Source organism: Pseudomonas sp. GM_Psu_1, from assembly GCF_026544185.1.
Taxonomy (GTDB): domain Bacteria; phylum Pseudomonadota; class Gammaproteobacteria; order Pseudomonadales; family Pseudomonadaceae; genus Chryseomonas; species Chryseomonas oryzihabitans.
Map to the genome: position 1 here is coordinate 421,622 of NZ_JALNUX010000006.1, position 13,533 is coordinate 435,154.

At 63.7% G+C, this 13,533-nt stretch carries 15 protein-coding genes; 12 read left to right on the forward strand and 3 right to left on the reverse strand.

Annotation, left to right across the window (positions count from 1 at the left end; genetic code table 11):
* Position 1: 1 nt before the first annotated feature.
* Together OXS31_RS13655 and OXS31_RS13660 are read right to left on the reverse strand one after the other, a co-directional pair.
* The gene (locus tag OXS31_RS13655) at positions 2-832 is read right to left on the reverse strand and encodes an HDOD domain-containing protein (RefSeq protein ID WP_027598573.1); all 831 of its coding nucleotides are present in this window, start codon (positions 830-832) and stop codon (positions 2-4) included.
* 41 nt (positions 833-873) lie between these two features.
* Positions 874-1,791 (reverse strand): folate-binding protein YgfZ, encoded by a 918-nt coding sequence (locus OXS31_RS13660; protein WP_267399539.1) that lies wholly within the window; start codon positions 1,789-1,791, stop codon positions 874-876.
* Between the two features lie 122 nt (positions 1,792-1,913).
* Between OXS31_RS13660 and OXS31_RS13665 the strand changes: the two genes are divergently transcribed.
* Complete coding sequence (locus tag OXS31_RS13665; protein ID WP_027603054.1) at positions 1,914-2,171, forward strand: succinate dehydrogenase assembly factor 2; 258 nt, start codon at positions 1,914-1,916, stop codon at positions 2,169-2,171.
* Entirely contained in the window at positions 2,155-2,607 is a 453-nt protein-coding gene (locus tag OXS31_RS13670) for a protein YgfX (protein WP_267399540.1), read from the forward strand. Before OXS31_RS13665 ends, OXS31_RS13670 begins: the two co-directional genes overlap by 17 nt.
* Here the strand turns inward: OXS31_RS13670 and nadB are convergent.
* Positions 2,564-4,186 (reverse strand): L-aspartate oxidase, encoded by a 1,623-nt coding sequence (nadB, locus tag OXS31_RS13675; protein ID WP_267399541.1) that lies wholly within the window; start codon positions 4,184-4,186, stop codon positions 2,564-2,566. The genes OXS31_RS13670 and nadB overlap by 44 nt on opposite strands.
* A gap of 329 nt (positions 4,187-4,515) precedes the next feature.
* Here nadB and rpoE point away from each other — a divergent pair, with 329 nt between their 5' ends.
* From rpoE to pdxJ, 10 genes are all read left to right on the forward strand, one after another.
* Positions 4,516-5,097 carry an RNA polymerase sigma factor RpoE gene (gene rpoE / locus OXS31_RS13680; protein WP_026083736.1) on the forward strand — a complete coding sequence of 194 codons (582 nt, stop codon included), beginning with the start codon at positions 4,516-4,518 and terminating at the stop codon, positions 5,095-5,097.
* Positions 5,098-5,130: 33 nt separating this feature from the next.
* Positions 5,131-5,658 carry an RseA family anti-sigma factor gene (locus OXS31_RS13685; RefSeq protein WP_267399542.1) on the forward strand — a complete coding sequence of 176 codons (528 nt, stop codon included), beginning with the start codon at positions 5,131-5,133 and terminating at the stop codon, positions 5,656-5,658.
* A gap of 221 nt (positions 5,659-5,879) precedes the next feature.
* Positions 5,880-7,304, forward strand: coding sequence for a DegQ family serine endoprotease (locus tag OXS31_RS13690; RefSeq protein WP_027603057.1), 1,425 nt, complete (start codon positions 5,880-5,882; stop codon positions 7,302-7,304).
* Positions 7,305-7,451: 147 nt separating this feature from the next.
* On the forward strand, positions 7,452-9,251 hold the full coding sequence (gene lepA, locus OXS31_RS13695; RefSeq protein ID WP_027598578.1) for a translation elongation factor 4: 1,800 nt from the start codon (positions 7,452-7,454) through the stop codon (positions 9,249-9,251).
* A gap of 5 nt (positions 9,252-9,256) precedes the next feature.
* Complete coding sequence (lepB, locus tag OXS31_RS13700; protein WP_108582567.1) at positions 9,257-10,111, forward strand: signal peptidase I; 855 nt, start codon at positions 9,257-9,259, stop codon at positions 10,109-10,111.
* Complete coding sequence (locus OXS31_RS13705) at positions 10,108-10,503, forward strand: DUF4845 domain-containing protein (protein WP_007161996.1); 396 nt, start codon at positions 10,108-10,110, stop codon at positions 10,501-10,503. Before lepB ends, OXS31_RS13705 begins: the two co-directional genes overlap by 4 nt.
* Complete coding sequence (rnc, locus tag OXS31_RS13710; protein WP_007161997.1) at positions 10,500-11,189, forward strand: ribonuclease III; 690 nt, start codon at positions 10,500-10,502, stop codon at positions 11,187-11,189. Before OXS31_RS13705 ends, rnc begins: the two co-directional genes overlap by 4 nt.
* Positions 11,182-12,087, forward strand: a complete 906-nt coding sequence (era, locus tag OXS31_RS13715; RefSeq protein ID WP_042136905.1) for a GTPase Era — start codon at positions 11,182-11,184, stop codon at positions 12,085-12,087. The genes rnc and era overlap by 8 nt, the downstream gene beginning before the upstream one ends.
* A 2-nt stretch (positions 12,088-12,089) precedes the next feature.
* Entirely contained in the window at positions 12,090-12,773 is a 684-nt protein-coding gene (recO, locus tag OXS31_RS13720) for a DNA repair protein RecO (RefSeq protein WP_027598582.1), read from the forward strand.
* Positions 12,774-12,776: 3 nt separating this feature from the next.
* The gene (gene pdxJ, locus OXS31_RS13725) at positions 12,777-13,517 is read left to right on the forward strand and encodes a pyridoxine 5'-phosphate synthase (protein WP_027598583.1); all 741 of its coding nucleotides are present in this window, start codon (positions 12,777-12,779) and stop codon (positions 13,515-13,517) included.
* Positions 13,518-13,533: the final 16 nt, after the last annotated feature.

Below are 13,533 nucleotides of genomic sequence, written 5' to 3' on the forward strand. Positions count from 1 at the left end.
CTCAGCCGAGCAGGGTGCGCGACTGTTCCACCGCGTCCCAGAAGGACTGATCCTGGGCCGGATCCGGCTGGTTGTTCAGCCCCAAGCGGATACCGGCGGGCAGCGTCTGGACCGCGATCTCCTGCTGACCCTGGCGCTGCGCGTGCAGCTGGGTCGCGACCTGCACGATATCGGCATAGTCGGCCGCCGCGGGCTGCCGCTCCAGCGCCAGATATTCCCGCGGTACGCAGGCGATGTCGGCCGGGAAATCCCAAACCTTGAGAATGCGTTCGCCGATCTGCGGATGAATGCGCGCCGTCACCTGGTCGAGGGTGATGGCGTTGGCCAGCAGGTCTTCCTGTTCTTCGGCATAGGTGAGGATCGGCAGCACGCCGATCTGGTGCACCAGGCCGGCGAGCAGGGCGCGGTCGGCCATCAGCCGCGTGTACTTCTTGCACAGCGCATGGCTGATGGCGGCGATCTCGGTGCCCTGGCTCCAGACCTCGCGCATCTTGCGATCCACGGCGTCGCTGGTGGCCTGGAACATCTGCTGCATGGCCAGGCCCGTGGCCAGATTCGCCGTGTAGTTGATACCCAGGCGCCCGACCGCCATCTGCAGGTCGGTGATCTCCTTGCTGGTGCGCAGGAGCGGGCTGTTGACCACCTTGATCAGGCGCGCCGTCAGGGCGGCGTCCATGGCGATCACCCGGCTCAGCTCGGCGACGCCCACGTTGGGGTCTTCGGCCGCTTCTCTGACCTTCAGTGCCACCTCGGGGAGGGTGGGCAGCACCACGCGATCGGTGTCTATCGCGTGGAGAAGATCCTGGACAACTTTTTCGGCAAGAGGAGTCATGACGTACCTGTGTGAGGAGCGGATAAAGGCGATCCCAACCTTCAGCGCTTTATTTCACGATCGCTATCGAGTGAGTAGGGCAAATCGAGTAAACGGCAGTTTGGCCCGTCCGAGCTGCCCACCGAGACACGTCCGTCCTCGGCAGCATCGCCCTGCAGCACCGCCAGGAATTCGCAACCCTCCGGGCTGGCCGCGGCCAGCACCACCTCGCCCACGCTGCTGCCATGCACCGGCGAGAACAGCTCGGTACCCACGGCAGGGGGCCGCTCGCTGCTGGCGAGGCGATAGAGGCGCCGCTTGAGCTTGCCCAGGTACTGCATGCGCGCGACGATCTCCTGGCCGGTGTAGCAACCCTTGCGAAAGCTCACGCCATCCAGCGCCTGCAGATTGATCATCTGCGGGACGAACAGCTCGCGGGTCGCGCCGAACACCTGGCCCACGCCAGCCCGCACCTGGGCCAGCAGCCATTCGTCGAGTGCCACCTCCGGCAGCGCCGGCGCCGCTGCGTCGGCCGCGCGCCAGGTCTCTACCCGGCTATCCTCCAACCGCAGGGCGAAGCCGCCTTCGAGCGGCGCCACGGCATTGGCCTGCTCGCCCAGCGCCACGTCGGGATAGGCGCTGGCGAAGCCGGCGGCCGAGAGTCCCAGCCGTTGCCATTGCGCGCTTTCGTCGGTCAGCACCGACTTGGAGAAGACCGCATATTTCTTCAGATCGGTCAGCAGCGGCTCGACCAGCTCCGCGGCCATCGCCAGCAGATAGCCGTCGGCCTGCTTGACGATGCGGAAGCTGGAGACCAGCCGTCCCTTGGGCGTGCAGCGCCCTCCCAGGCCGGCCTGGTCGTCAGCGAGATAATTGAGGTTGCAGGTGACCTGCCCCTGGAGAAACTTGGTCGCATCGACCCCGCGGATGGCCAGGACGCCTTCGTGGGTCAAGCGGCAGAAATACGGCGAGTCGGCCATTGCGGCTGCAGCTCCCTGTCGAGTGAAGCCGCTCATCATAGGCTCGCCCGGGGGGAATGTCAGGCGCACTGCGCGGCGGGGCGCTTCGGGCTTATACTGCGCCGATTGTCGCAGGAGTCCCCATGAGTACCGAAGCTACCGAACTCAACAGATTGTACTGGCACAGCCGCCGCGGCATGCTGGAACTGGATGTATTGCTGGTGCCCTTCGTCAAGGAGGTCTATTCCTCCCTGGGCGCGGAAGACCAGGCACGCTACCGCAAGCTGCTCGAGTGCGAGGATCAGGACATGTTCCACTGGTTCATGCAGCGCGGTGAGCCGGAAGACGCCGATCTGCAGATCATCGTGCGCATGATCCTGGACCGTGTCCAGCCGGCTTGAGCCCTTCGAATGTCGCTGGAGTGCCTCCGCCGGCCTCCTGCGACTGCATGCCCTGGCCGCGTTCGCCGCGGGGATCTGCCCCTGGCTGGCGGCCATTCCCTGGACGCTCAAACCTCTCTTGACGCTGCTGGTGCTCTGGTCCTGGCACCGCCAGCGCCAGCGCCAGCTCCAGCAGCGCTGTCCAGAGGTGCCGCGCGGTTTGCGCCATGGCGCAGAAGGCTGGCAGCTGTGGTCGCCGGCGACCGGCTGGCAGGCCATCCAGCTGCGCCCGGACAGCCTGGCCCTGCCGCGGCTGGTGGTCCTGCGCTATCGACTGCCAGCGGCGAGACGTACCCGCAGTCTCTGCATCGCCCGCGACAGCCTCGCCGCGGACGCCCACCGCCGCCTGAGAGTCAGACTTCGCTTCGCTCCGCGCCGGTTCGCGGCGCCAGAATAGTGTCCCGGGCGCTGCTGGCCAGTTGCGGATAGTCCAGGGTGAAGTGCAGACCGCGACTCTCCTGGCGGGCGAGAGCGCTTTCGATGATCAGCTCCGCCACCTGCGCCAGGTTGCGCAATTCGATCAGGTCGCGACTGACTTTGTAGTTGCTGTAGAACTCGTCGATCTCGTCCATCAGCAGGCGAATGCGATGGCGGGCGCGCACCAGCCGCTTGGTGGTGCGCACGATGCCCACATAGTCCCACATGAAGCGCCGCAACTCGTCCCAGTTGTGGGCGATCACCACGTCCTCGTCCGAATCCGTCACCTGGCTGGCGTCCCAGTCGGGCAGGTCGCGCGGCATGCCGATCTCGGCCGCTTGCGCCTGGATGTCCAGCGCCGCCGAGCGGGCATAGACGAAGCACTCCAGCAGCGAATTGCTGGCCATGCGATTGGCGCCGTGCAAACCGGTACAGCTGGTTTCGCCAATGGCATAGAGGCCGCCGAGGTCCGCGCGCCCGTGCTGGTCGACGCGCACCCCGCCGCAGGTGTAGTGCGCGGCCGGCACCACCGGGATCGGATCCCGGGTGATGTCGATGCCCAGTTCCAGGCAGCGGCGATAGACCGTGGGAAAGTGCTCCTGCACGAAGTCCGCCGGCTTGTGGCTGATGTCGAGAAAGACGCAATCGATGCCCAGGCGCTTCATCTCGTGGTCGATGGCGCGCGCCACCACGTCGCGTGGGGCGAGATCGGCGCGGGGGTCGAAGCGCGGCATGAAGCGTTCGCCATCCGGCAGACGCAGGACGGCGCCTTCGCCACGCAGGGCTTCGGTGATCAGAAAGCTGCGCGCATGGGGGTGATAGAGGCAGGTGGGGTGGAACTGGTTGAATTCCAGGTTGGCGACCGAACAGCCGGCGCGCCAGGCCATGGCGATGCCGTCGCCGCTGGCGCTGTCCTGATTGGTGCTATAGAGGTAGGCCTTGCTGGCGCCGCCGGTGGCCAGCACCGTGAAGCGCGCGTGCAGGGTATCGACCTGGCCGCTGGTCCGGTCGAGCACATAGGCGCCCAGGCAGCGCGCGCCCGGCCGGCCGAGCTTTTCCGTGGTGATCAGATCCACCGCCACCCGCTGACTGAGCAACTGGATGTTGGGCCGGCCTTCGGCGGTGCGCAGCAGGGTGTCGAAGATGGCCATGCCGGTGGCATCGGCCGCGTGGATGATGCGCCGGTGGCTGTGGCCGCCTTCGCGGGTCAGGTGAAAGCCCAGGCCGCCCTTGCCGGCGTCCTGCTCGCGGGTGAAGGGCACGCCCTGGTCGATCAGCCATTGCATGGCCTCGCGACTGTGTTCGACGGTGAAGCGCACGGCGCCCTCGTCACACAGCCCGGCGCCCGCGATTAGGGTATCCTGCACGTGCGCCTCGACGGTGTCGCCTTCGTCCAGCACCGCGGCGACGCCGCCCTGGGCCCAGTAGGTCGAACCATGCGCCAGTTCGCCCTTGCTCAAGACCGCGATGGACAGCGTCGCCGGTAGATTGAGCGCGAGCGTCAGGCCCGCGGCGCCACTGCCGATTACCAGGACATCGAATTCCAGATGACGCGCCATGACGTTTCCTTCTCACCGGGACGGCGAGTATAGGAACAAGGCGGCTGACGGCATAGCCATCGGATGGATCGGCAGGGAACTCGCGGGCGTCAGGCGGGGTCTATGTATAGATAATTGCTCATCCGTGCGGCCGGAACGCCAAGACGAGAATGGGCCATCTGCCAAAGCTAATTCAGTGACACCCAGGAGCGATCAGCAGCCATCTTAGTGCTCGCTCATCAACTGCTGTGGAGGGGAGAACTTTCGTGCAACAGCCCAGTCTAGCAGCGCGCGTCGATAGTGAAAGCAAGGACGATACCGAGCTGCAAGCCAAGGACAGCAAGCAAGCCCTGCCCACCCAGGAGCAGGATCAACAACTGGTCGAGCGCGTACAGCGCGGCGACAAGCGTGCTTTCGATCTGCTGGTGCTCAAGTATCAGCACAAGATTCTCGGTCTGATCGTGCGTTTCGTCCACGATACCCAGGAAGCCCAGGACGTCGCTCAGGAGGCTTTCATCAAAGCCTATCGCGCGCTCGGGAACTTCCGTGGCGATAGTGCTTTCTACACCTGGCTCTATCGCATCGCCATCAACACGGCAAAGAACCATCTGGTTGCCCGGGGTCGTCGTCCACCGGACAGCGACGTCAGTGCCGAAGATGCGGAATTTTATGAAGGCGACCATGCTCTAAAGGATATCGAGTCCCCAGAGCGGTCCCTTTTGCGGGATGAGATCGAGGCCACCGTGCATCGGACCATCCAGCAGCTCCCGGAAGATCTGCGCACCGCGCTGACCCTTCGTGAGTTCGAAGGCCTCAGCTACGAGGACATTGCGAACGTCATGCAATGTCCGGTGGGAACGGTCCGGTCTCGGATTTTCCGAGCTCGGGAAGCGATAGACAAAGCATTGCAGCCCCTGCTGCGTGATGCATAGACAGCGGCGACAGCTTTTAGAGAGGTAATACGTATGAGTCGTGAAGCCCTGCTGGAATCCCTGTCCGCTGTTATGGATAACGAAGCGGACGAATTCGAAACCCGGCGTGTCATCGCCGAGGTCAGCAAGGACCCGGAACTGCGCGCCACCTGGTCGCGCTACGCCATGGTCAGCGCCGTGATTCGCGGTGAGCCCATGTTGCCGAATCTGGATATCGCCAAAGGCGTCACCACCACGCTGGAGCGTGATGAGGCCATCGCAGCCCCGGCAGCGCCCGTCGTTGCCCAGGCGCGCAAGAGTGGCTGGTCGAGCCTGGGTCGTGTCGCGGTCGCCGCGTCCGTGACCTTCGCCGTACTGGCAGGCGTGCGGATGTACAACCAGTCCGACGTCTCCACCCAGGGTCTGGCCCAGCAGGCGCCGAGCCAGCTGACTGTGCCGCAACCCGCGCGTAGCCCGGCCGTGCTGGCCAGCTTCAGCGAAGAAAGCACCAAGGCGAATGCCGAAGCCAAGGCTGATAAGCCGATGGCAGGTGAAAAGCAGGAAGCCCCTGCCCAGCGTTGATTCGCTGGCTTCACCTCGAAACGGTGTCCGGACTCTGTTCCGGGCGCCGTTTTTTTTTGCCTGCCGGATGTCCGGATGGAGCGCAAAATGCTTCGAAAGCTATCGTTCAGCAAGGCCGTGCTATTTCTGCTGCCAGTCGTCTCTGACTGTGCCGCCGTTGCGGAGCAGGCAGGTCGCCAGCGATGTGTTCAAGTCATTGGATAGAGTGGAGCTGCACGCGCATGCGCAATCTAAAGCATTACACGGCCGCCCTGATGGGGCTCTGGCTGATGGGACTGACGGCCATGGCTCGGGCCGATCTGCCGGATTTCACCGGCCTGGTCGAGGCGGCATCTCCAGCGGTCGTCAACATCAGCACCCGCCAGAAAATTCCTGAAGGTCGTGGCGCCGGCGCCATGACCATGCCCGATCTGGAAGGCCTGCCGCCGGGCATCCGTGAATTCTTCGAGCGCAGCATCCCGCAGATGCCGCGCGGTCCCCGTGGCAAGCAGGAGCAGGCCCAGTCCCTGGGCTCGGGCTTCATCATCTCGCCCGATGGCTACATTCTGACCAACAACCATGTGGTCGCCGATGCCGACGAGATCCTGGTACGGCTGTCCGACCGCAGTGATCACACCGCCAAGCTGATCGGCGCGGATCCCCGTACCGACGTCGCCCTGCTGAAAATCGACGCCAAGGACCTGCCCACCCTCAAGCTGGGCAATTCCGATCAGCTCAAGGTCGGTGAATGGGTCCTGGCCATCGGTTCGCCCTTCGGCTTCGATCACTCGGTCACCGCCGGTATCGTCAGCGCCAAGGGTCGCAGCCTGCCCAACGAAAGCTATGTGCCCTTCATCCAGACCGACGTGGCCATCAACCCGGGCAACTCCGGCGGTCCGCTGTTCAACCTCAAGGGTGAGGTGGTCGGGATCAACTCGCAGATATTCACCCGCTCCGGTGGCTTCATGGGGCTATCCTTCGCCATTCCGATCGACGTCGCCATGAACGTGGCCAATCAGCTGAAGACCGATGGCAAGGTGAGCCGCGGCTGGCTGGGCGTGGTCATCCAGGAAGTGGACAAGGATCTCGCCGAATCCTTCGGCCTGGATCGTCCGGCCGGTGCCCTGGTCGCCCAGACCCTGGACGACGGTCCCGCAGCCAAGAGCGGCATCAAGGTCGGCGACGTCATCCTCTCGGTCAATGGCCAGAAGATCGAGGAATCCGCCGACCTGCCGCACCTGATCGGCAATCTCAAGCCGGGTGCCAAGGCCGACATGGAGATCATCCGTGAAGGCAAGCGGCAAAACCTGAGCGTTACCGTGGGCGACATGCCCAAGGACGACCAGGCCGCTTCCGGCGGCGAGCGCGGGTCCGATCGGGCCAGCAATCGCCTGGGCATCGCCGTGGCCAACCTGACCGCCGAGCAGAAGAAGACCCTGGACATCCAGGGCGGCGTGGTCATCAACAAGCTCAGTGGCGACGGTCCTGCCGCGGCTATCGGCCTGCGTCCGGGCGACGTCATCACCCACCTCAACAATCAGCCCATCGAATCCGCCGCCGCCTTCGAGAAAATCACCTCGGCACTGCCGGCAGGGCGCTCCATTTCGATGCGCGTGGTGCGTGAGGGTCGCGCCAGCTTCATCACCTTCAAACTGCCGGGCAAGTAACGGCAGGGGACGAAGCGAGGGGCAGGCGACTGCCCCTTCTTTTTGTCCGCTCGAACGGCGCGAGTCCCCTTGTTTGCCGCATTCAGGTAAACTCCCCCGCTATTTTCCCGGCGGATGTTCCGCTGCTGGCTATTCGAGTGCTGATTCGTGAGTGATCTGAGCCATATCCGCAATTTCTCCATCATCGCCCACATCGATCACGGCAAGTCGACGCTTGCGGATCGGTTCATCCAGATCTGTGGTGGTTTGAGCGACCGAGAAATGGAGGCCCAGGTCCTGGATTCCATGGATCTCGAGCGCGAGCGCGGCATCACCATCAAGGCCCACAGCGTCACGCTGTACTACAAGGCCCAGGACGGCAAGACCTACCAGCTCAACTTCATCGACACCCCCGGCCACGTCGACTTCACCTATGAAGTCAGCCGTTCGCTGGCCGCCTGCGAAGGCGCGCTACTGGTGGTGGATGCGGGGCAGGGCGTGGAAGCCCAGTCGGTCGCCAACTGCTACACCGCCATCGAGCAGGGCCTCGAGGTCATGCCGGTGCTGAACAAGATGGACCTGCCCCAGGCCGAGCCGGACAAGGTCAAGGCCGAGATCGAGCACATCATCGGCATCGACGCCACCGACGCCGTGCCCTGCAGTGCCAAGAGCGGCATGGGCGTACCCGATGTCCTCGAGCAACTGGTCAAGGTCATTCCGCCGCCCGAGGGCGAGATCGACGCGCCCCTGCAGGCGCTGATCATCGACTCCTGGTTCGACAACTACCTGGGCGTCGTCTCGCTGGTGCGCGTCAAGCACGGGCGGGTAAAGAAGGGCGACAAGATCCTGGTCAAGTCCACCGGCAAGGTGCACCAGGTCGACAGCGTCGGCGTCTTCTCGCCCAAGCACACCGAGACGGTCGATCTCAAGGCGGGCGAAGTGGGCTTCATCATCGCCGGCATCAAGGAAATCCTCGGCGCCCCGGTCGGCGACACCCTGACCCTCAGCGCCACCCCGGACGTGGCCGTGCTGCCGGGCTTCCAGCGGGTCAAGCCGCAGGTCTACGCCGGTCTCTTCCCGGTCAGTTCCGACGACTTCGAGGACTTCCGCGAAGCCCTGCAGAAGCTGACCCTCAACGATGCGGCCCTGCAATACGAGCCGGAAAGCTCCGAGGCCCTCGGCTTCGGCTTCCGCATCGGCTTCCTCGGCATGCTGCACATGGAGATCATCCAGGAGCGCCTGGAGCGCGAATACGATCTCGACCTCATCACCACCGCGCCGACCGTGGTCTTCGAGGTGGTGCTCAAGGATGGCAGCATCATCTATGTCGACAACCCGTCCAAGCTGCCAGACCTGGCCTCTGTCGCCGAGATGCGCGAGCCCATCGTGCGCGCCAACATCCTGGTACCCCAGGAGCACCTGGGCAACGTCATCACCCTGTGCATCGAGAAGCGTGGCGTCCAGCGCGACATGCAGTTCCTCAGCAGCCAGGTGCAGGTCAGCTACGACCTGCCGATGAACGAGGTGGTCCTGGACTTCTTCGACCGCCTCAAGTCGGTGAGCCGTGGCTATGCGTCGCTGGACTACAGCTTCGATCGCTTCGAAGCCGCCAGCCTGGTCAAGCTCGACGTCCTCATCAACGGCGAGAAGGTCGATGCCCTGGCGCTGATCGTCCATCGCGACAAGGCGCACTACAAGGGTCGCGCCCTGACCGAGAAGATGAAGGAGCTGATCCCGCGGCAGATGTTCGACGTGGCGATCCAGGCGGCCATCGGCGGTCAGATCGTGGCCCGGACCACGGTCAAGGCGCTGCGCAAGAACGTTCTGGCCAAGTGCTACGGCGGTGACGTGTCCCGTAAGCGCAAGCTGCTGGAAAAGCAGAAGGCGGGCAAGAAGCGCATGAAGCAGGTTGGTAGCGTAGAGATTCCTCAAGAGGCCTTCCTGGCCGTGCTCAAGGTGGATAGCTGAAGCCCATGTCCTGGAACTTCCCTCTGTTGCTGGTTCTCGCGGTCGCCGTCTGCGGCGCCCTGGCACTCATCGATCTGCTGGTACTCGCACCGCGTCGTCGCAAGGCGATCCAGACCTACGGGCAGCAGGTCAGCGAGCCTGATCCCGCGGTACTGGAGCAGTTGAACAAGGAACCGGCGCTGGTCGAGTACGGGAAGTCGTTCTTTCCCGTCCTGGCCATCGTGCTGATCCTGAGATCCTTCCTGGTGGAGCCGTTCCAGATTCCTTCGGGCTCCATGAAACCGACCCTGGAAGTGGGCGATTTCATCCTGGTGAACAAATTCGCCTACGGCATCCGCCTGCCGGTGATCGACCTCAAGGTCATCCCGATCGGTGATCCGCAGCGTGGCGACGTCATGGTGTTCCGCTATCCCAGCGATCCCAGCGTCAACTACATCAAGCGAGTGATCGGGGTGCCGGGCGATACCATCCGCTATACCAGCGACAAGCAGCTGTACATCAACGGCCAGCGCGTCAGCGAGGAACTGGTGGGTGACGAGCCGGGTTCCCTGGGCAGCGTCAAACTGTTCAAGGAGCAACTCGGCAAGACCGAGCACCTGATCCGCGAAGAGATGACCCGCTACCGCATGGAGCCCGACCACGAATGGAAGGTGCCGGCCGGTCACTACTTCATGATGGGTGACAACCGCGACAACTCCAACGACAGTCGCTACTGGGACGATCCCAACATTCCCCGTGACCTGCTCGGCATGGTTCCCGACCGCAACATCGTCGGCAAGGCCTTCGCCGTCTGGCTGAGCTGGCCTGAGCCCAAGCTGCAGAGCATGCCCACCCTGTCTCGCGTAGGTATCATCAGATGAATGAACGCAGAGTGTCCGGTCGTCCGTCGCGTCAGCAGGGGCTGTCGTTTCTCGGTGGTCTGCTCGCACTCTGCGTCATCGCCTTCCTGGCCAGTACGGCCATGAAGCTCGTGCCGCATTACCTGGACTACAATGCTCTGACTAAGGTCATCGAATCCATCGGCGACAACCCCGATAACCAGATTCGCAGCGTGTCCGACGTCTACAGCTACGTGGGGAAGGGTATGCAGGTGAACGACATCCGTGATCTCGATCTGCAAAAGGCCATGCGCGTCGAAGCCGACGGCAACCACCTGCAGATCCACCTCGACTATGAAAAACGTGAACACCTGATCCGCAACATCGATCTGGTCGTTCGTTTCAATCGTGATTTCCGTATAAATCTCCCGTGACATTATCTCTAGATCGCCTCGAGCGTCGGCTGGGTTATACCTTCAAGGACCCGGACCTGATGCTGCTCGCCCTCACGCACCGCAGCTTTGCCGGTCGCAACAACGAACGCCTCGAATTCCTCGGCGACGCCATCCTCAACTTCATCATCGGCGAAGCCCTCTACGATCATTTCCCCCAGGCCCGCGAAGGCCAGCTGTCCCGCCTGCGCGCCAAGCTGGTGAAAGGCGAGACCCTGGCCCTGCTGGCGCGCAGCTTCGAGCTGGGTGACTACCTGCGCCTGGGGTCCGGTGAGCTGAAGAGCGGCGGCTTCCGTCGCGAATCCATTCTTGCCGATGCCATGGAAGCCCTGATCGGCGGCATCTATCTGGATGCCGGCATGGATGCGGCCAAGGATCGGGTCATGGCCTGGCTCGGCCCGCAATTGCGCGAGCTGACGCCGGTGGATACCAACAAGGATCCCAAGACCCGCCTGCAGGAGTTTCTCCAGGCGCGGGCGTGCGACCTGCCGCGCTACGAGGTGGTCGCCATCGAAGGAGAGCCCCATTGCCGGGTCTTCTTTGTCGAATGCGAGATCGCCATGCTCAACGAAAAGACGACGGGGCAGGGCGCCAGTCGCCGTATCGCCGAACAGATAGCCGCCTCGGCGGCCTTGATCGCCCTGGGCGTGGAGAATGGTCATGAATGATGAGCTGAAGGCATCGCGGTGCGGCTACGTCGCCATCGTCGGCCGTCCCAACGTCGGCAAGTCCACGCTGCTCAACCATATCCTCGGGCAGAAGCTGGCCATCACCTCGCGCAAGCCGCAGACCACCCGGCACAACATGCTCGGCATCAAGACCGAGGGTGAGGTGCAGACCATCTATGTGGATACCCCCGGTCTGCACAAGGAAAACCAGAAGGCGCTCAACCGCTTCATGAACAAGACGGCCGTCACCGCCCTGCGCGATGTGGACGTCGTGGTGTTCGTGGTCGATCGTACCCGCTGGACCGACGAAGACCAGATGGTGCTGGAGCGGGTCCGCTTCGTGAAGTGCCCGGTGCTGCTCGCCGTCAACAAGATGGATCGTCTGGAAGACAAGGCCGACATGCTGCCGCACCTGCAGTGGCTGCAGGAGCAATTGCCGGAAGCCACGCTCATTCCGATCTCCGCCCAGCACGGCCACAATCTCGATGCCCTCGAAGAGCTGGTCGCCGAGCGCCTGCCGGAGGGTGAGCACTTCTTCCCCGAAGACCAGATCACCGATCGATCCAGTCGTTTCCTCGCGGCTGAGCTGATCCGCGAAAAGATCATGCGTCAGCTGGGGGCGGAATTGCCCTACCAGGTCGCCGTCGAGATCGAGGAATTCAAGTACGACAACGGGGTACTGCACATCCACGGCCTGATCCTGGTCGAGCGCGATGGCCAGAAGAAGATCCTCATCGGCCAGGCCGGCGAGCGCATCAAGCGCATCGGCCAGGAAGCCCGCCAGGACATGGAAACCCTGTTCGACGCCAAGGTCATGCTCAATCTCTGGGTCAAGGTCAAAGGCGGCTGGTCCGATGACGAGCGCGCCCTGCGCTCTCTGGGTTATTCCGACCTCTAGCGATGCAGGCGTCCGAGCCGCTGTTCGTCCTGCATGCGCGTCCCTATCGGGAAAGCAGTGCGCTGGTGGATGTGTTCGGCGCCTTCGGCCGGGTCCGTACGGTGTTGCGCGCGGCCCGCTCCCGCTCCGGAAGTCTGGCCAGGCCCTTCATTCCCCTCGAGGCTCAGCTCAGTGGGCGAGGGGAGCTGAAGAATCTGCAAAAGGTGGCGGCCCTGGCGCCACCCTATCTGCTCCAGGGGCAGGCGCTGTTCAGCGGCTTCTATCTGAATGAGCTGCTGGTCCGGCTACTGCCCGCCGAAGATCCCTATCCCGCGCTTTTCGAACTCTATGGTCTGACCCTGGCGGCCCTCGCCCAGGGGCGACCGGTCGAGCCCCTGCTGCGTACCTTCGAATGGCGCCTGCTCGACCTGCTGGGCTACGGCTTCTCGCTGTCGCTGGCGCTGGATGGCCAGGCCATCGACGCCCAGCGCCTCTATCGCTTCATTCCGGACCAGGGCTTCGAAGCCGTCGACGAAGTTCGCCCGGGCTGTCTGGCCGGCGCGGAAATCCTGGCACTGGAGCGTGGCGAGTGGGACGATCCCACCGTAGTCCGCGCTGCCAAGCGCCTGATGCGCCAGGCCCTGGCGCCGCACCTGGGCAGCAAACCCCTGATGAGTCGCGAATTGTTCGCCAAGCCAAGTGAATAAGCCATGAAAGAGTTCAGTCGTGTTCTGTTGGGCGTCAACATCGATCATGTCGCCACCCTGCGCCAGGCCCGGGGTACCCGCTATCCCGATCCGGTCAAGGCGGCGCTGGATGCCGAGGAGGCAGGGGCGGATGGCATCACCCTGCACCTGCGCGAGGACCGTCGCCATATCCAGGAGCGGGATGTCCGCCTGCTGCGCGACCTCCTGCAGACCCGCATGAATCTCGAAGTCGCCCTGACCCCCGAGATGCTGGCCTTTGCCCAGGAGATCCGGCCCGAGCACGTCTGCCTGGTGCCCGAGCGCCGGGAAGAGCTGACCACCGAAGGTGGCCTGGATGTGCTGGGTCAGGTGCAGCGCATCCGTGACGCCATCGCCGCACTGCCCGCTTCGGAAGTGTCCCTCTTTATAGATCCCGATCTGCAGCAGATTCAGGCGGCCAAGGACAGCGGTGCTCCGGTGATCGAGTTGCACACCGGTCGCTATGCCGAAGCCGAGACCCAGGAAGCGCAGGCCCATGAGCTGCAGCGCCTGGCCAGGGCGGTGGAATTCGCCACCGGCCTCGGGCTGGTGGTCAATGCCGGTCATGGCCTGCACTACCATAATGTCCAGCCCATCGCGGCGCTGCCGGGTATTAACGAGCTGAACATCGGCCATGCCATCGTGGCCCAGGCGGTCTTCGTCGGCTTCAAGCAGGCGGTCAAAGACATGGCCGAATTGATCCGCTGCAACTCAATCGTAAAATAACTGTTGACCTGCTCTG

Excerpts from the sequence above, each read along its gene's own strand:
- OXS31_RS13705 (WP_007161996.1), top strand. The coding sequence starts at position 10,108 with ATGAATGAACGCAGAGTGTCCGGTCGTCCGTCGCGTCAGCAGGGGCTG.
- era (WP_042136905.1), top strand. The coding sequence starts at position 11,182 with ATGAATGATGAGCTGAAGGCATCGCGGTGCGGCTACGTCGCCATCGTC.
- OXS31_RS13690 (WP_027603057.1), top strand. The coding sequence starts at position 5,880 with ATGCGCAATCTAAAGCATTACACGGCCGCCCTGATGGGGCTCTGGCTG.
- recO (WP_027598582.1), top strand. The coding sequence starts at position 12,090 with ATGCAGGCGTCCGAGCCGCTGTTCGTCCTGCATGCGCGTCCCTATCGG.
- lepB (WP_108582567.1), top strand. The coding sequence starts at position 9,257 with ATGTCCTGGAACTTCCCTCTGTTGCTGGTTCTCGCGGTCGCCGTCTGC.
- OXS31_RS13660 (WP_267399539.1), bottom strand. The coding sequence starts at position 1,791 with ATGGCCGACTCGCCGTATTTCTGCCGCTTGACCCACGAAGGCGTCCTG.
- OXS31_RS13665 (WP_027603054.1), top strand. The coding sequence starts at position 1,914 with ATGAGTACCGAAGCTACCGAACTCAACAGATTGTACTGGCACAGCCGC.
- nadB (WP_267399541.1), bottom strand. The coding sequence starts at position 4,186 with ATGGCGCGTCATCTGGAATTCGATGTCCTGGTAATCGGCAGTGGCGCC.
- pdxJ (WP_027598583.1), top strand. The coding sequence starts at position 12,777 with ATGAAAGAGTTCAGTCGTGTTCTGTTGGGCGTCAACATCGATCATGTC.
- OXS31_RS13685 (WP_267399542.1), top strand. The coding sequence starts at position 5,131 with ATGAGTCGTGAAGCCCTGCTGGAATCCCTGTCCGCTGTTATGGATAAC.
- OXS31_RS13655 (WP_027598573.1), bottom strand. The coding sequence starts at position 832 with ATGACTCCTCTTGCCGAAAAAGTTGTCCAGGATCTTCTCCACGCGATA.